The sequence below is a fragment of the Chryseobacterium sp. JM1 genome (assembly GCF_000737715.1).
Classification (GTDB): domain Bacteria; phylum Bacteroidota; class Bacteroidia; order Flavobacteriales; family Weeksellaceae; genus Chryseobacterium.
Window position 1 is genome coordinate 220,145 of sequence record NZ_JPRN01000002.1, and the last position, 17,394, is coordinate 237,538.

A 17,394-nucleotide genomic window follows, 5' to 3' on the forward strand; every position below is an offset into this window, starting at 1 on the left:
AGATAACGCTGATTCTTTCTATTAATATTCATCATATAAACCTTATAGGTCTTCGAGATCTATAAGGTTTTTAATATTTAGAAAAATTCATCATCAGATAAAACCTTTTCTGCTCAACTGTTTTATTTAGAAAATGAATAAAGAAAATGAAACTTCTCCGGCGTATTCGTTAATTTATTATTTTTGGCAAAATAATAACTATGAAAAAAATAAGTTTACTGGTATTCGGGCTTGTTCAGATGCTGGCTTATTCCCAGACTCAGGACCTTACTGCACTGGCTGCCGGTGATCATGTGGGAATGAATGCCCTCTTCGATGACAAAGACAATCTTTACGGTTATGTATCCCTTTATTCTTACGGAAAAACTGGTGACAGAACCAAGAAATTCGAATATGTAATTCTGGATAAAAACCTTAATCCTGTTGCCAATAAAGAATTTGAAGGCGACATTACAGCCGCTTCTTACCGCGGATATGTTGACTTTAAGGGACAGATCATCTTAAGACCTTCCATGATGGATTATTCTCTGGTAAAATCAAGAGAGGTCTTCACTCCGGTTTCTATGGTCATCGATCCGAAAACCAATACCATCAAAAGAAAAGTATATTACGATTATCTTGAAGACGGAACATTCAAGGAAATTAACGAGCCTAAAAACTGGAAAGCACAGCGTAAAGAAAACCGGGAAGAGAAAAAGGAAAAGGGTTACAATTATGTTTCCGCGGTTGGAGAAGTAAAAGAAGGTGGCTACTTTGCCGTAGAATACAAAGACTTCGGAAAGTATGTGAACAACAACAGCATCATTAAATTCGATGATAATAAAAAAGAATTGTGGCGCTATAAATACAATACTGATGGTACCAAAAAGGTTTTCTCCACCTTATCCGTTCTGGACAGAGACGAGAAATACATGTACTGCATCATGAAAAAGGAGGACGACGATAAAAAATCTTTCAGCATGGTCGTAATCGATATGAAGACAGGAAAAGAAGCCTCTAATAAGCCGATTACAGGACTTTCCGACACCACCATAGACCTCATCGACAGTTTCGCTGTGGGCTATGACAGCAGCCTTGATAATGATAAGACATTTGACGACAAGATTGTTCTTCTGGGAAGAAATTTTGCCAAGAATGATTATATTGGATATGCCAGAATGATGGTGAACAAATCAGATTTTACGGTAGATACAAAACAAATCAATTTCAAGCCGGATTTTGCGTCCTATCTTCCGAAAATCAACACCAATGGTATGGTAGAAAGCGGTTATATGCTTCAAACCAAAGATATGTACTTTATGAATGACGGAAGTGTAGGAATTCTTACAGAAAAATACAAACCTGCCGGACAGTACAATGCTCCTAAAACGACGGATCTCGTTTATGTGTATACGGATAAGGATTTCAAGATTAAAAATATCCAGGTTTTTGAGAAAGAAAAGTCAAAATGGGTCAACAGCGATTACCTTTTCTCCCAATACCTCAACGGTGGAAAAGATGTAGTATTCTTCTACCGCGACTATCAGAAAGATGAAGTCACCAGACAGAAAAAATGGAACCTTTTCATTAATACGGTGATCGATGGAAAATTCAAGCAGGAAATCATTCCTATTTCTGAGAAAGACAATTACGCCGTTACGCCCTACGTAGGAAAAGAGGGCTACATTCTCCTCCGTGAATACAACGAAAAAGAAAAATTCAATAAGCTCCGTTTAGAAAAACTGAACTATTAAAAAAACAAGAATCCTGATGATGCATCAGGATTCTTTTATTTGGTAATTGCTTTGGTAAAAGTCTGCTATATTTTTGATGTCATCAAGACTCAGGTTCCACATAAAGTTCAGGAACTGCTGATAACTTTCACTTTGATTTTTAGGTTCTATCCTGTCCAGATAACGGTTCAGGTTGTAATTTTTCCTGGCTTCGTATATTTTCGAGAAACATTTACCCAACCAGCCTTTGTAATACTTGTCCTCTTCTCCATCCTGCAGAAACTGCATTGAGGCATAAATTCCCAACCCGTAATCTTCGGAGTGAAAATAATTGGGAAGAATCTCCATTCTTGCCATTTTTTTCAGAGTTGTAAAAGTCTCAGAAGGTTTTTCCGATTCCACCGATGGTTTAAGTTCAGGAAATATTTTTTTCAGATTTTCAATTCTCCTGGACATTTCGGGATGCGAGGCCAGCGAGTCTTTATCCAGTTTTTCTTTATAAAAATTGTAATTGTACAGTGAGAAATCTTCCTTCTTCATCCATTTTTCATTGAAGGCCTGTTTCGGAAGATCAAAAAGCATCTTATAGGTTTCTATCTTCAGCTGGCGCGGAGAAATGGTATCAAAATCCTGCAGTCGTTGAAGCGCGTTTACATATTCATTCTTTTTAAAATCACTGTTTTTAAAGATCACGTAGCCCAGCGAATCTGCCTGCATTTCCTGCTTTCTTCTTTCCACGCCTTTTTTATACGCACGGTTTTTAAGGATATCAAAAGCTTTCTTATTCTGGGTCTGACTACGATTTTCCGTCGTTTCTTTCAGGTTCTGTACGGTTATTTTATCCAGCTGATTCTGTTCGATAATGCTTAAAAATGTTTTTAGGGAATGTTCATCGATCTTATGACCTAATTCATGGGTAATCACGGCAGCGATCTGGTCTTCACCATTCAGCCAGTTGTACAGTCCCATATTGATGACAAAAGTTCCGTCCGCAAGGCAATAGGCATTGGGTGTATTATCTCTTGCTACCAAAATTTTAAGATCCTGAGGAATTCTGGGATTATTTTTTCTCAGGCGCTGGATCAGGGATTTTATTTCCGTTTCAAATTCAGATTTAAAAATAAAATCTTTGTTTTTCACCTGTTTTTCAAAATCAGTGCCGAATTCCTTATAGATTTTAGACAGTTCAGAACCAGTCTTCCCGGAATACTGCGATCTTAATTTTTTTATAAAAATTTCGTTATTTCCGGCAAAACTTTTTAAAAATTCTTTTCTCTGCAAATAGTCTGCGGTGTCGATCATTTTATAGGTCTGGGCGGCTCCCATCACTGAAAAAATGAAAAACACGAATACAATGAGTTTTCTGGTCATATTTTTCATCAATAATCGCAAAAATAGTTTATTTACCGTTCCTTTCTCCTTTTCTTATCAAAATTATTTTAAATTTGTTTGAGACTGATACTCATGATCATATGAAGGCATTAAAATATGTAATAGGCGGAGCAGCCGTAGGGGTAGCCGCAGTTTATCTTTTGGGATACGACTATTTATTCAGCGGAATTTCGAAAACGTATCTTAAAGGAAGATCCAGCGCCTACATCGATGATGGAAAGCTTTTTCCGGGAAACCTCATCGCTACGGAGGAACCGGAACTCTGGACGGAAGATCCTGACTACAACAAGAAGGAACTGCCTGAACATGTACTTGAAAATCTGAAACATTCCAAAACCGCAGCTTTTGTGGTTATAAAAAACGGAAAAATCCTTCATGAGCAGTATTGGGACGGCTACAATCAGCTTTCTCAGACCAATTCTTTTTCAATGGCAAAAGCTGTTACGGTAATGCTTTTAGGGAAAGTACTGGAAGAGGGTATCATTAAAAATATAGATGACAGGCTTTCTGATTTCTATCCTGAATTTAAAGAAAAAGAATTCGGAAGTGAGGTTACGCTTAAGAATTTAGCGCAGATGGAGGCCGGACTCGACTGGGATGAGGATTACAATAATCCATTTCTGCCCAATGCCAAAGCGTATTACGGCAGAAACCTCGTCAAAGCCGTATTCTCAAGAAGATTTCAGGAACAGCCCGGTACCCGTTTTCAATATCAAAGCGGAGCGACTCAACTTCTCGGATTTGCTTTAAAAAAGGCTTTGAATCAAACATTAGCCAGCTATTTATCCGAAAAATTCTGGATCCCGATGGGAATGGAACAGAACGCCTCGTGGAGCACCGACAATCACGGGATGGAAAAAACATATTGCTGCATCCACTCGAATGCGAGAGATTATGCGAAACTGGGACAGCTCTTTTTAGATGATGGAAAAGTTGGGGAACAACAAATCCTCAACCTGGATTTTATCGAGCAGATGAGAACGCCTACTGAAAAATCTCAGGATATCTATGGAATGGGACTTTGGATCAATCATGATAATCCCGTTAAACATTATTATTTCCTTGGATTACAGGGGCAGTATATCATTATGATTCCGGAACACAATATGGTGATCGTAAGAACCGGAAGCTACAGCAACAACCCTAAAAATGACAGGGGAAGACCGGATCAGGTGAAATTCCTTGTCAATGAATCCGTTCAATTATTTCAGTAAAAAACTATGGAAAAATACAATATACAGGTTGATGAATACATCGAAAAATCCCCTGATTTTGCACAACCCATTTTAAGCTATCTACGGGAAATCGTTCATGAATGCTGTCCCGAAGCAGAAGAAGCTATAAAGTGGAAATTTCCCACTTTTATGTACAAGGGAAAAATTCTATGTTCCGTTACCTCTTTCAAACAATATTGCAGCCTTGGATTCTGGTTACATGGGGAGATGAAAACGTTAAAGGAAATGGAAACGACCGCCGAAAAAAGTTCAATGTTCAGTTTAGGAAAGCTTACTAAAATGGAGGATCTTCCCTCTAAAGTTCAGCTTAAAAAAATGATGAAAGAAGCTATGGAACTTACCGATATGGGTGTTACTATGAAAAAAGCGGCACCGTCCAAAGTGGAAACCGAGGTCCCCGATTATTTTCAGGCTGCTTTGAATGAGAATAAAAAAGCTTCAGAGGTTTTTGAAAAAGGATCTCCGTCTTTCAGAAAGGAGTATATCAACTGGATCACCGAGGCCAAAACCGAAGCAACCAGAAACAAAAGAATGGAACAGGCTTTGGAATGGCTTGCAGAGGGAAAATCCAGAAATTGGAAGTACCAAAAACCTTAAGGAAGCTGACATTATATTAAACGTCCTCTTGGCAACCCAATCTCATGTGCCTGCGGATAAGGCTTTCTGGATGTCATACTCACATCTTCTTTAATTTGCCTGTGAATATCATATTGCTTTTCTTTATCATAAGCATAACGGGGATCAGGAATCATGGGCATTTTAGCCATCTTATGGATGGTGATGGTTGGAAAATGAAAATCGACTTCCACCGTTCCTAAAAGCAAATAACACCCTCCTCCCTGAAAATCATATTGCTTCAAACTATCGGGAAAATGGGCAGTATCAAAATACTCACCATTGACGTCTATCCAGGTTCCAAAATACATCGTCCCTTTTTTAGTAGGAACATGTTTTCTTGAAATCAGATAAGCCAGCATCTTCACCTGTCTTTTGTGAAATTTCAATAAATTATTTACAAAAACAGAACCTCTGTATTTCGTCTGTAGCAGATCAAATGGACTGCAGGAAACCGGAAAACCAATGAGTTCAATTTCATCGAAAGCATCTTCGAAATTTTCTCTTTTTAATTGAGGTAATTTAAATTCCTGAACAGGTTCTTCAATTAACATAAGCCCCCTATTTTCGGGTTTAAAATTGACTAATAACAGCCGCGCTTCAACCAGCAATTCATTTTTGGGTTTACCCGTAAATCTGAATGCTCCAATAAAAATTAAAATCTGTACGGTTTCAATACCAATGGAAATGCGTCTGATAAAATCTTCTAGTGACTTATAATCTCCATTTCTTTCCCGTTCTTCAACAATTGCATGAGCAATTCGTGTTTCCAGCCCTTCCAAAAGCATTAAACCCAAATAAACATCTGCTCCTTTCAGTGTGGTTTGATATTCACCTGTATTCACACAAGGAGTCTGGATATTCCCTCCGGACATTTTTGCTTCATGGATATACACTTCAGTGCGGTAGAAACCTCCCTGATTATTGATCACAGAAACCATAAATTCTAAGGGATAATATACTTTCAGATAAAGACTCTGATAGCTTTCCACGGCATACGATGCTGAATGTGCCTTACAGAAAGAATATCCGGCAAAAGATTCAATTTGCCGGTAAGCTTCGGCCGTCAACGCCTCAGAATGCCCTTTTTTCTTACACAATTCAAAGAAATTATCTTTTACCTCCTGTAGCTTTTGAATAGAGCGGCCTTTCCCACTCATGGCTCTTCGCAGAATATCTCCATCTGCTAAAGACAGCCCTCCGAAGTACTGGGCAATTTTAATCACATCTTCCTGATACACCATAATGCCATAGGTTTCCTTCAAATGTTCTTCAAACACCGGATGAAAATATTCAAACTGATCGGGATGATTATGCCTGAAAATGTATTCCCGCATCATTCCACTTTGTGCGACTCCCGGTCTGATAATGGAAGAAGCTGCGACGAGGGTTCTGTAATTGTCACATTTCAGTCTTCTTAAAAGCCCACGCATGGCCGGAGATTCTATATAAAAACATCCGATTGTCTTTCCTACCGCTAAGTATTCATTTGCCTGTTCTTCATTTTTTGACAAGGTTGTGTCCCGGATATCAATGGTGATTCCTCTTGTTTTTTTAACCAGATTTACAGTGTCATTAATGGTCCCAAGACCTCTTTGTGAAAGAATATCAAACTTTTCAAGGCCAATATCTTCTGCTACGTTCATATCAAACTGAACAATCGGGAATCCTTTGGGAGGCATTTCTAATGCTGTATAATGGGTAATAGGTTCTTCTGAAATCAAAATTCCGCATGCGTGCATACTTCTTTGATTAGGAAACTTTTCCAATAATTTACCGTATTTCTGAACCTGTCGTACCACTGAATTCCGGTCATGGCTCTCCATCGGTTTTTTCGACAAATCATCAAGCTCTTCTTTGGGTAAACCGAATACCTTACCTACTTCTCTGAAAATAGATCTGTATTTAAACTCGACATTGGTTCCACAAAAGGCGACATGTTCTTTCCCATATCTGTCAAAGATGTATTCCAAGATGGCATCTCTGTTTTGCCAGCTCCAGTCGAGGTCAAAATCCGGTGGTGTCTTCCGGTTCAGGTTCAGGAATCTTTCAAAATACAGATCCAGCTCCAGCGGACAGATATCGGTAATTCCCAAGCAGTAACTGACTATTGAATTCGCTCCGCTTCCCCGCCCTACATGCATAAACCCCATCTTATTGCTGTAACGGATAATATCCCAGGTAATCAGAAAGTAAGAACAGAAATTGAGTTCATCAATAACTCCCAGCTCTTTCTCAACTCTTATTTGAGCCACTTCATGACCGAATCCGTATCTTTTTTCCAAACCTAAATACGCCAGCCTGCGGAGAAGTTGTACATCAGATTCTTTAGATTTTGTATAGAACTGTTTGTTCTTAACTTTTTTAAAATCAAATTCAAAATCACATTGTTCAAGAATGTTCTTTGTGTTTTCAATAATTTGGGGATATCTCTCAAATGTCTTTACAATATGCTGTTCGGAAATGAAATATTCAGATTGACGACAAACCTCTCTTTTTGTTAATTTTGACAGCAATATGTTATTGTCAATAGCCCGGAGGATTTTGTGCAGTCCATATTCTTCATCTGTGCTGAAAGTAACAGGATGAAGGACGACCATTTTAGAAATATACTTTTTGTATTCCGGACGGATCAGAAAGTTTAACTCTTCTATTCTGACTCCAATAAACTCATTCGCTTTCAATTCTGCAGGAATATTACTCATCGGATACACCACAAATACTTCTTTACATTCAGGTGCCGTTTCAAAGAGTTCTTTATCATCAAAATTATGATCAGTGATTACTTTATTAATTTCACCAATTCCTGAAAACCTTCTGGCAATTGCCACGTACAGAAGTTTTCCGTCTTTTCTGACCTCAACTCCGGGAATAGGCTTTATACCCAGATCTTCGCATGCTTTTTTAAAATCATAGATTCCGGTCACTGTATTGATGTCAGTCAATACCAATTGCTTTACCCCCAGTTCATGCGCCTGCCTTACCAATTCTTCAATTGATAAAGTTCCGTAACGGAGACTGTGAAAGGAATGACAATTAATAAACATGTTGAAAAATTTAAACCTTATTTTCCGAAATCGAATCCGGAGGCCCGTCCTACAGCATCGGCACCGAAACGGTTTTTGATATAATCCATCGTTTGATACAGGCTCATTTGCTCCTCGGTATCTTCAAATAAATTCATTTGATGATTCCCATGTACCAATCCTGTAAACCGCAAGCCTACGAGCCGAAGCCTCATTCTCCTTGTATAGACTTTATTAAAAAGGTCCAATGCCACTCTCGACAAAGTATGATCGGCAGATGTGTAGGATACTTTGCTCTGCTTGGTTTCCGTATCAAAATTGGCATAACGTATTTTTATAACAACCGTTGATGTCAACCATTTTTCCTGTCTCAGCTGATAAGCCAGCTGTTCTGCCATTCCCGAGATCAGTCTTTTCAGTTCTATCATATCCATGGTATCGGAGGTAAAAGTTCTTTCAGTTGATATAGATTTTCTTTCGGAATGAGGAACTACAGGATTTTCATCAATTCCGTTGGCCTTTTTCCATAATTCTTTTCCGTTAAGGCCAATCATCTGCTGCAAGACCAAAACCGGCATTTCTGACAATGTATGAATGGTACGGATTCCAATTCTTGATAACAATTGAAAGGTCTTGTCACCCACCATTGGAATTTTTTTGATTGACAGGGGGTTTAGGAATGGCTTAATTTCCATTTCATTGATCTCCATTCTCCCAACGGGTTTTGCTTCTCCGGTACCAATTTTGGAAACGGTTTTATTCGTTGACAGCGCGAAACTTATGGGAAGCCCGGCTTCTTTAGTAACCGCCTCAGCAATTTCTTTTGTCCATTGATAGCATCCAAAAAACTTATCCATCCCGGATAAATCGAGATAAAATTCATCAATACTGGCTTTTTCCATTACAGGAACTTTTTCCTGAATAATTTCCGTAACCGTATGTGATAAATTAGAGTACATTTCATGATCGCCACGAATCACTTTTGCATCGGGACAAAGCCTTAACGCCATACGAATTGGCATCGCTGAGCGAACCCCAAATTTTCTTGCTTCATAGGAACACGAGGCCACCACTCCACGGTCGCCCCCTCCTATGATTAAGGGAATACCGTCAAGCTGCGAGTTATTACGCCTCTCACAGGATACAAAAAATGTATCCAGGTCCATATGTACAATTGCTCGGTTCACGTTACAAAATTAGATACTTTTTATATCAAATCAATTATTAAAGTTGATATAATTAATATCAATATCATTTTTACCAGATACAATACGCTTTTTAAGAGACAAGGGAGGAAAAATTCAAATCCAATATTCTAATCATCGTTTTTTATTCAGAAAAACGGAAATATTCCTCTGATGTAGTATCAGAGGATCTTAAACCGAAGAATTTTGATAATTAATATTTTTGTAATTAAGGGGGACTGTTACAAACAATTTGCTGCCGGGTTCTCAGTTTAGATCATCTTCAGACGCTCCTCTTCAAGGTCAATCTGATACAATTGCTGACGGATCACATCTTCATTGATGGTAACATCTTTATTCAGTTCTGAAAGATATTGTCTCTGCACTTCCAGCATTTCAACAAAGATGATTTTATTTTTTTCATTCATCCAGCCGTCATCATTGGCTTTTGTTTTTTCTTCCCAGTGTTTCAGCATTCTTTCTACTCCCGCATGTCCCTGAAGTTCGTTTTCGTGCTTTGTTTTAAGGAACTGATAGACGTGCTGTTTCAGTTCGTGCTTTATTTTCAATCTGGTCTTTTCTTCTTCCTCTTCATTCATAAAATCCCGAAATGCTTTTCCTTTGTTGATAATATAAGGCAAAGTAAGGCCCTGTACCAATAAAGTAAGCAGGATGACCACAAATGTGATAAACAATATTAAATTTCTGTTAGGGAAAGGCTCACCATTGCTAAGGGTAATAGGAATAGCAAGTGCCGCTGCCAGAGAAACCACACCTCTCATCCCCGTCCAACCAAGAAAAAGAGGCATGAGCAGACTTCTCCTTCTGGTAGATGCCCTTGGAGCAACACTTGGCCGAAAGATATAGGTAGCCACCATGGCCGCATAGGCACTGATGATTCTTGCCAGAATAAGAACAGCGGTTACCAGTATCCCATATTGTATGGCTGTCATTAAAGGAATTCCTTCAGAACGCAGACCTCCTACAATTTCAGGAAGCTCGAGACCGATGAGTAAGAAAACGATCCCATTCAGGATGAATACAAAGCTTTCCCACACACTGTGTCCTTTTATTCTGCTGGCACTATTCAAAAATATGAGCCGTCTTGTTGACATAAACAGGCCTCCGCAGACTACAGCAAGTACTCCCGAACTGTGAAACTGCTCTGCCACCCAATACATAATGTAGGGTTCTATAAGGGTCATGGCAATATCAGAAGAGGCGTCTGTAGGGAGTTTTTTATGAGCCTGTACGAAAATCCACCCCAACACGAGACCAATTCCCGCGCCGCCAATGACCATCCATAAAAAGCTAAGGGAGGCTTCCTGCCATACGAACTGACCGGTTCCTACGGCTATGAGGGCAAAGCGAAAAATAATCAGGGAAGAGGCATCATTTAATAAACTTTCCCCTTCCAGAATAGCGGAAGTGGTTTTTGGAATCTTTACAAATTTCATAATGGCTCCGGTACTTACAGCATCCGGCGGAGAAACAATTCCTCCCAGCAAAAATCCTAAAGCAATGGTAAATCCGGGAATAAAATAATTGGCAGCCACAGCTACTGACAACGCTGTAAAAAATACCACCAAAAAAGCAAAACTGCCGATAATACGCCACCACCTTCTCATCTCCTTGAAGGAAATAGCCCAGGAAGCTTCAAAAAGTAAAGGGGGTAAAAATATAAAGAAAATAAGATCCGGATCTACCTTTACAACGGGAAGTCCCGGTACAAAGCTTACCAGAAGACCGAAGACAACCAGCAGAATCGGGTAAGCGATTTTCAGCTTGGTGGCCCACATATTCAGCAATACGATAGCGGCTATCATGGCCAGAAAAAAAGGTAAAATAGTATGCATTGAAATATTGTGTTTTTATCAGTTTCTCATTTCAATTTTCAATCTTAATGAGCAAGTTTTTTACAAATATACAGTCAATTATCTTTTCTTGTATTCATTTTTCCGACCCTATATGAACTTAATTTAAAATAATCACAAAACCTTGTATCATCCCTCTTACAGCTGTAATTTATTAACAAATAATAAAACTTTTTATTTAAAATTTAATTAAACACGTCAAGTTTCGTCGCCTCTGATCTATACTTTTGCATTATAACAATATACATCATGGACAAAGTAACTACAGAGAGAATCAACAAGCTCCACCCTTCCGTAAGAGATGAAGTAAAACAAATCATTAAAGAATGCGATGAAGCCCTTACCGGAAGAGCAAAAATCAGAATTACACAAGGCCTGAGATCTTTTGAAGAGCAGGAAAAACTATATGCCATCGGAAGAATTACGGCAGGCAAAAAGGTTACCAATGCCAAAGCGGGACAGAGCATTCACAACTATGGACTTGCTGTGGATATCTGCCTGATGATCGATGGAAAAACAGCAAGCTGGGATACGGCAAAAGACTGGGATAATGATCAGGTAGCCGACTGGTATGAGTGCGTCAAGATTTTTGCCAGACACGGCTGGGACTGGGGCGGGAACTGGAAGACCTTCAAAGACCTTCCTCACTTCGAAAAAAAGAATATCCAGACTAAAAAAGGCCTTGTGAAAACGAGTTGGCGAACGCTATCAAAGATGCCGAGGGATAAGCAGAATTATATTCTATTTTAATTCCCTTTTATTTGAAAATAATTATAATACGACAAGTTCTGTCGCTTCCCAGGCCTACCTTTGTTTTATAAGAAAAACGTTAGTAAACTGAGATCTCAATACTAAAACCAGCATCTGTTTTCAAGGGCAGAACGTTGGTTTTAGTTGTCTCAGGACCTTAGTTTATCTTTTAAAAACCAACAAAACATCACATGAAAAAGACAACCATTCTTTCTTTGGACGGGGGCGGAATAAGGGGCATTATTACCTGTATTATTCTCCGCTACATAGAAGAACAGCTTCAGTATCATGATAATCCGGGAGCCAAACTCGGTGATTATTTTGATCTGGTAGCCGGAAGCAGCACAGGAGGACTGATTGCTTCTATTATTCTATGTCCCGATGAACACCGAAAAGCGAAATATTCTATCCAGAAAGGGCTGGAATTATACGCTGAAAGGGGCGGCGACATCTTCCAGGTTTCTTTCTGGGAAAAGCTGGTCAATCCGTTTGGCCTTCTGAATGAAAAAATTCCCCAGGAATCACTTGAAAAAAACTTGAATGACTTTTTTGGACACTTAGAACTTAAAGAATTTATAAAACCATGCTTAATCACCAGTTATGATATAGAAAACAGAAGAGCCAAGCTTTTCAATTCGTGGGAAGCCAATCTGAGCACAGATAATTTTTATGTAAAGGATATCTGCAGAGCGACATCGGCAGCACCTACTTACTTCAGCCCGGTACAGATCAAATCTATGTACGGACAGATTTTCAGCCTGATAGACGGCGGTATGTTTGCCAACAATCCTACACTTTGTGCTTATGCGGAGGCAAGAAAAATCCCTTTTGCAGAAGTATTGAAAAATCATCAGAAGGCCAATCATCCCGGCGTGAACGATATGATCATTGTTTCTATCGGAACGGGGATTGAAGCGAGACCATATTCTTTTAAAAAGTTACAGAAGTCGGGAAAGATCGGCTGGGTAAATCCCATCATTGATATTCTGATGTCTGCGAATGCTGAAACGGTAGATTATCAGCTTTGTCAGATGTTCCAGACTTTAGGCCAACGGAATCAGAAAAATTATTACCGGTTGAATCCATCTTTAAAAAATGCATCTCCGGGCATGGACAATGTAAGAAGGTCCAATATTGAAAATCTGATCCAGGCGGGACTGAGCTATATTGATGATAACAGAGAAACACTGAATCAGATTGTACAGAAACTGATCAGAAATAAAATATAAGCCTTTAACCTTATAATGACTCAATATAAGCTTAAAAGATAATATTTAAAAAATATAAAAAGTTTTTAAAACACGTCAAGTTTTGTCGTCTTCTCCCACTACTTTTGAAGTATAAATAAAGACACAAAAAAACAATCATTAAAATTTTAAAAAGCCTTTGAATTCACCATTTATCAATGCTGGACAGCCAGAAATATGTTTAAAACATAACCTCAACCTTAAAACACAAAACATGGAAACACCAGATCACAATCCAGATATACTTTTCGATGAAGATCTCTATACTATTGAATGGAGCGACATCGAACATGCAGAGATGGACTATGAGAACTATCTCAACGACATTGAAAACTTTTTCAGGGAAGATTTCACAGATGGTCTTCCTGAAGAAAATATTTACTAAATACATTCTAACACAACAAGTTCTGACGCTGTCCGGAATTATCTTTGAAACACCAAATCAAGACACCCGACATCACCCCATCATCATTCAAAAACACCTTTGAATCCATCATTTCACAAAATGCCGGACAGCCGGAACTATGTCTGAAAATAAACAAAAAAACAATAAAAAATGAATCACAAAATGTAATGCACAAGTGGGCATCAATTCTACCACTTAAAAATTAAAACCATTTAAGAGCTTCTTTAAAAAGACTCTTCAAATTATAACACAACCGTTAACCAAATTAAAATCACACAATTATTATGAAAACAAAAGAAGACTTAAAGCTCTATTTCGAAAATGGAGATAAGCCTACACAGGAGCATTTTTGGGCCTGGCTGGATTCGTACTGGCATAAGGATGAAAAGATTTCGCCAGATTCTATTGATTCAGTGGAAAAGGTAATTCCACAAATTATTGATGACACACAGCTTGGACATTCATTATCTATTTCTATACCTAAAAATGTCAAAAAAATCAAACAGATGGCTTTTCAATATATGGGAATGAGCTATCAGATCATTGAAACAAATTTTAATGAAGGACTCGAGGAAATTGGAATAGGAGCATTTCAGGGTCAAAATATAAAAAAGATTAAAACTCCTTCAACATTAAAAAGTATCGGTGATTCTGCCTTTGGCGGGCTGGGAAACAGTATAAACGGGTCAGATTCCCTGGAAGAAATCATCCTTAATAATGGCTTAACAGTTATTGGCGCAAATGCATTTTACTGCCCAAAAGCAACCATTATTGAAGATTTATTCATTCCTAATTCAGTAAGATCTGTGGGGCAAAATGCATTTGCCATTCCTTCGCTCAAAACAGTTTCAGCACTAAGAGGGCTGGACCTGAGCAATGCCGGTATTCCGGAATCAGCTACAATAACATTCAGATTCGAAAACTAATGAAAACAAAAGAAGAACTAAGGCTGTACTTCGAGAACGGAGATAAGCCTACACAGGAGCATTTTTGGGCCTGGCTGGATTCGTACTGGCATAAGGATGAGAAAATAAGCAGCAATTCATTGAATTTAATCTCTTATGAAGATTTTGCTTACTCAAATACAGATAATACAGAAATTATTGGAATTGGGAAAAAAATTAAATTTCCTGAAGGCGCTAAAATCATCGGAGGCTTTACATATGCCGCTGCATCGAAAAATCATATTTCTGAGGTAAGATTCCCCGGCACTTTAGAAAGGTTAAAATCTTTAGCTTTTGCCCACCAGCACCTTAGAGGTACCTTGAAAATTCCGGGATCTTGTAAGGTTATTGAGGCCAACGCTTTTCTTTCCTCAAATGATTACCTGTCCGAATTAATTCTGGAAAACGGAATAGAAGAAATTGGAGGTAACGCATTTCAGCTTGCCGGAAGTAAAAATTTAACTCAATTACACATTCCTAAATCAGTGAAATCTGTAGGACAAAATGCATTCAATATTCCAGCTCTTAAAACCGTAACAGCACTCAACGGACTGGACTTAAGCAATGCCGGTATTCCGGAAACAGCTAAAATAATGCGCTATTTCGATTTTACACCAGCAACATGAAAACAAAACAAGAATTAAGGCTCTACTTCGAAAACGGAGACAAGCCTACACAGGAACAGTTCTGGGAATGGCAAGACTCTTACTGGCACAAAGACGAGAAGATAGAAATGACCAAAATTGCGGGTCTGGAAAATGGTCTTCCCCGTCTCAATGACTTTTACGCAGATACAGATGAAAAGGGAAATGCCTCTCTGGCTTACTTACAGGTCAGAAGGATATTTATAAAACCAGGAACACTGCATATTCCCGATATGTTTGCAACTGGGATAGGCATATCCGAATTAACTCTTGCCAGCAGTTTACTCACCATCGGAACTGATGCTTTCCGCAGTAATGCACTAAAAACCATAACGATCCCGGAAAATGTATCAATCATTGGAGCAGGTGCTTTTGCATACAATCTGCTGACCTCCGTAGTCCTTCCTGAAAGCGTAAAGGAAATTAAGGATTCTGCTTTTATCTATAACAGCATTAATGCATTATACATTCCGCCAAGTGTCTTAAAGATCGGACCCAATGCATTCAACTTCAATCCGAATATCTCAACAGTAAGGCTGGAAAGACATACAGAATACTATCCCGACTCATTCGATCCTAAAACAAGGGTTGCTGGCGGAACTCTGGTGAGCGACATGTAATTAAAATAAAGAAAAATAGAACAAAATGAAATCAAAACAAGAAATAAAACAATTCTTCGAAAACGGAGATATTCCCAACCAGGAACAGTTCTGGGAGTGGCAGGAATCTTACTGGCACAAAGATGAAAAAATTCCATCAGAAAAATTAGAATATGATTTTTCAAAGAAGGCAGATCTTGTAAGCGGTAAAGTTCCCGCATCACAATTACCCAGTTATGTAGATGACGTACTGGAATTTCCATCATTATCCAATCTGCCACAGCAGGGTGAATCGGGCAAAATTTATATTACTGCAGACACCAATAAACTGTACAGATGGACCGGTACGAGATACGTGGATATTACTCAGGGAGATGTAGGAAGCCTTCAGACTGTAACAGACAGGGGAAATGAAACCAACAAAAACATCAAAGTACAGGGAATAAGTTATGGCGGCTCTTCTCAGCTGGACAATATCATCATAGGTGAAGAGACGGATGACTTAAGCAGCCAGGCCAATTACACAATCTCGATTGGTAATAAATCAAAGACTTTTGGTAATGACAATGTATCAATTGGACACAGGTCGGGCAATACAGATTTCGGTACTTTAGGAAATACTGTCATTGGTAACTTCAGTTTGGAAGATGGGTTTAGTTCGAATGAAAATACGGTGGTAGGATACTCCAGTTTCAACAATGGTAAAGGTTCACAGGGCAATACCATACTTGGAGCCTATGCCGGAAACTCAGGAGGAGGTGATAACAGCCAGAATATTATTTTGGGTTATAGAGGAGGAACTGCTCTTGGTACCGGTTCTGCAAATAATGTCATTATCGGCGGGGATTCTAATTTTAATAATTTCCCAATTAAAAACAAACTCTATATTCAAAATTTTAATGGTGGCAGAAGTGCATCAATATCTAATGCATTAATCTCCGGGGACTTTGTAGACAAATACGTCAATATCAATGGTAAGTTTTCAGTAACTCCTGGTAAAATTCCTTCCGCAGACAGCAGCTATACCAAAAATATTGTAGCTAATCCAGACGGAACTTTCGGATGGGAAGATAAAACTGACGCAATACCACTTTCCGGTACCGTTGACGCAAGACCCTTAACAGGCTCTATCCAATATAAAGGCAGCGATACAACAGGTTATAATTCCTTCGGCTTCTATAGCAAACTTCCCAATAATGAGAAATCTGGGTTTGATATTCAGGATGATGGTACCCTAACCCCACTTATGTACTGGATGGGAGGTGACAATGTAGTATCCACATTAAGTGTTTATCATAGTGATGTCACGATAGGATCCAGTAATCCGGCTTTCTCAGGCTTACGGGGAACAAGTTACTATGGCGACTATTATGTAGATGAAAGTTATATCCAAAAGCAATACGCAGATAAGCAACATTCTTATACTACAAAAGAAGAAAAAACCGGCGGAAAGTGGATCAATGGTAAACCCGTTTACAAAAAAACAGTGGTTTTCAATCAGATTCCAAGAACAGGTTTAGTTGAATTCAAAACCGAGTTTCCGGATATTGAAACCATTATTTCCAACGAGATGTTTACAGAATGGTATGCAATAGATGCTGCATTTGCAGGCAACCAATGGCGAACCAAAGCTTACATCACTATAGAAAGAAAGCTGGCCACCATTGAACTTGTGGGTGTCTCTGATTACGACTACTCCGTCATCAACTCATTTACCCTGACTCTTGAATACACCAAAAAATAAATCAATAATCAATACAAAATAT

Annotated in this window: 14 protein-coding genes; 10 read left to right on the forward strand and 4 right to left on the reverse strand. The window is 38.7% G+C overall.

Annotated features, from left to right (window positions below; translation table 11 throughout):
- Positions 1 to 200: 200 nt before the first annotated feature.
- The gene (locus IW22_RS03220; RefSeq protein ID WP_034724101.1) at positions 201 to 1,733 is read left to right on the forward strand and encodes a hypothetical protein; all 1,533 of its coding nucleotides are present in this window, start codon (positions 201 to 203) and stop codon (positions 1,731 to 1,733) included.
- 24 nt (positions 1,734 to 1,757) lie between these two features.
- Here the strand turns inward: IW22_RS03220 and IW22_RS03225 are convergent, their stop codons facing one another.
- Positions 1,758 to 3,083 (reverse strand): M48 family metalloprotease, encoded by a 1,326-nt coding sequence (locus tag IW22_RS03225; RefSeq protein WP_228383987.1) that lies wholly within the window; start codon positions 3,081 to 3,083, stop codon positions 1,758 to 1,760.
- Positions 3,084 to 3,184: 101 nt separating this feature from the next.
- Here IW22_RS03225 and IW22_RS03230 point away from each other — a divergent pair, with 101 nt between their 5' ends.
- Positions 3,185 to 4,318: a serine hydrolase domain-containing protein gene (locus IW22_RS03230; protein ID WP_034724103.1), complete on the forward strand. Its 1,134-nt coding sequence runs from the start codon at positions 3,185 to 3,187 to the stop codon at positions 4,316 to 4,318.
- A gap of 6 nt (positions 4,319 to 4,324) precedes the next feature.
- Positions 4,325 to 4,936: a YdeI/OmpD-associated family protein gene (locus tag IW22_RS03235; protein WP_034724105.1), complete on the forward strand. Its 612-nt coding sequence runs from the start codon at positions 4,325 to 4,327 to the stop codon at positions 4,934 to 4,936.
- Between the two features lie 11 nt (positions 4,937 to 4,947).
- On the opposite strand, the gene IW22_RS03240 is transcribed toward IW22_RS03235, so the two are convergent.
- The 3 genes from IW22_RS03240 to IW22_RS03250 form a co-directional block, all read right to left on the reverse strand.
- Positions 4,948 to 8,001 (reverse strand): DNA polymerase III subunit alpha, encoded by a 3,054-nt coding sequence (locus tag IW22_RS03240; RefSeq protein WP_034724106.1) that lies wholly within the window; start codon positions 7,999 to 8,001, stop codon positions 4,948 to 4,950.
- 17 nt (positions 8,002 to 8,018) lie between these two features.
- Positions 8,019 to 9,167, reverse strand: coding sequence for a DNA polymerase IV (gene dinB, locus IW22_RS03245; RefSeq protein WP_034724107.1), 1,149 nt, complete (start codon positions 9,165 to 9,167; stop codon positions 8,019 to 8,021).
- 269 nt (positions 9,168 to 9,436) lie between these two features.
- Complete coding sequence (locus tag IW22_RS03250) at positions 9,437 to 11,020, reverse strand: Na+/H+ antiporter (protein WP_034724110.1); 1,584 nt, start codon at positions 11,018 to 11,020, stop codon at positions 9,437 to 9,439.
- A gap of 267 nt (positions 11,021 to 11,287) precedes the next feature.
- Between IW22_RS03250 and IW22_RS03255 the strand changes: the two genes are divergently transcribed.
- The 7 genes from IW22_RS03255 to IW22_RS03285 all read left to right on the forward strand — a co-directional run bounded on the left by IW22_RS03255 (position 11,288) and on the right by IW22_RS03285 (position 17,372).
- The gene (locus IW22_RS03255; RefSeq protein WP_034724112.1) at positions 11,288 to 11,788 is read left to right on the forward strand and encodes a M15 family metallopeptidase; all 501 of its coding nucleotides are present in this window, start codon (positions 11,288 to 11,290) and stop codon (positions 11,786 to 11,788) included.
- 191 nt (positions 11,789 to 11,979) lie between these two features.
- A complete protein-coding gene (locus IW22_RS03260; protein ID WP_034724114.1) occupies positions 11,980 to 13,017 on the forward strand; it encodes a patatin-like phospholipase family protein in 1,038 nt (345 codons plus the stop codon).
- Between the two features lie 232 nt (positions 13,018 to 13,249).
- Positions 13,250 to 13,420, forward strand: a complete 171-nt coding sequence (locus IW22_RS24310) for a hypothetical protein (RefSeq protein ID WP_165571862.1) — start codon at positions 13,250 to 13,252, stop codon at positions 13,418 to 13,420.
- A gap of 305 nt (positions 13,421 to 13,725) precedes the next feature.
- Complete coding sequence (locus tag IW22_RS03270) at positions 13,726 to 14,367, forward strand: leucine-rich repeat domain-containing protein (RefSeq protein ID WP_034724116.1); 642 nt, start codon at positions 13,726 to 13,728, stop codon at positions 14,365 to 14,367.
- Complete coding sequence (locus IW22_RS03275; protein WP_034724117.1) at positions 14,367 to 15,011, forward strand: leucine-rich repeat domain-containing protein; 645 nt, start codon at positions 14,367 to 14,369, stop codon at positions 15,009 to 15,011. The genes IW22_RS03270 and IW22_RS03275 overlap by 1 nt, the downstream gene beginning before the upstream one ends.
- Positions 15,008 to 15,649 carry a leucine-rich repeat domain-containing protein gene (locus tag IW22_RS03280; protein ID WP_034724118.1) on the forward strand — a complete coding sequence of 214 codons (642 nt, stop codon included), beginning with the start codon at positions 15,008 to 15,010 and terminating at the stop codon, positions 15,647 to 15,649. The genes IW22_RS03275 and IW22_RS03280 overlap by 4 nt, the downstream gene beginning before the upstream one ends.
- 25 nt (positions 15,650 to 15,674) lie before the next feature.
- On the forward strand, positions 15,675 to 17,372 hold the full coding sequence (locus IW22_RS03285) for a hypothetical protein (RefSeq protein WP_034724119.1): 1,698 nt from the start codon (positions 15,675 to 15,677) through the stop codon (positions 17,370 to 17,372).
- Positions 17,373 to 17,394 lie beyond the last annotated feature (22 nt).

Coding starts and splice junctions, on each gene's coding strand:
- IW22_RS03230 (WP_034724103.1), top strand. CDS start 3,185: ATGAAGGCATTAAAATATGTAATAGGCGGAGCAGCCGTAGGGGTAGCC.
- IW22_RS03270 (WP_034724116.1), top strand. CDS start 13,726: ATGAAAACAAAAGAAGACTTAAAGCTCTATTTCGAAAATGGAGATAAG.
- IW22_RS03235 (WP_034724105.1), top strand. CDS start 4,325: ATGGAAAAATACAATATACAGGTTGATGAATACATCGAAAAATCCCCT.
- IW22_RS03225 (WP_228383987.1), bottom strand. CDS start 3,083: ATGACCAGAAAACTCATTGTATTCGTGTTTTTCATTTTTTCAGTGATG.
- IW22_RS03255 (WP_034724112.1), top strand. CDS start 11,288: ATGGACAAAGTAACTACAGAGAGAATCAACAAGCTCCACCCTTCCGTA.
- IW22_RS03260 (WP_034724114.1), top strand. CDS start 11,980: ATGAAAAAGACAACCATTCTTTCTTTGGACGGGGGCGGAATAAGGGGC.
- IW22_RS03280 (WP_034724118.1), top strand. CDS start 15,008: ATGAAAACAAAACAAGAATTAAGGCTCTACTTCGAAAACGGAGACAAG.
- IW22_RS03275 (WP_034724117.1), top strand. CDS start 14,367: ATGAAAACAAAAGAAGAACTAAGGCTGTACTTCGAGAACGGAGATAAG.
- IW22_RS03240 (WP_034724106.1), bottom strand. CDS start 8,001: ATGTTTATTAATTGTCATTCCTTTCACAGTCTCCGTTACGGAACTTTA.
- IW22_RS24310 (WP_165571862.1), top strand. CDS start 13,250: ATGGAAACACCAGATCACAATCCAGATATACTTTTCGATGAAGATCTC.
- IW22_RS03285 (WP_034724119.1), top strand. CDS start 15,675: ATGAAATCAAAACAAGAAATAAAACAATTCTTCGAAAACGGAGATATT.
- IW22_RS03250 (WP_034724110.1), bottom strand. CDS start 11,020: ATGCATACTATTTTACCTTTTTTTCTGGCCATGATAGCCGCTATCGTA.
- IW22_RS03220 (WP_034724101.1), top strand. CDS start 201: ATGAAAAAAATAAGTTTACTGGTATTCGGGCTTGTTCAGATGCTGGCT.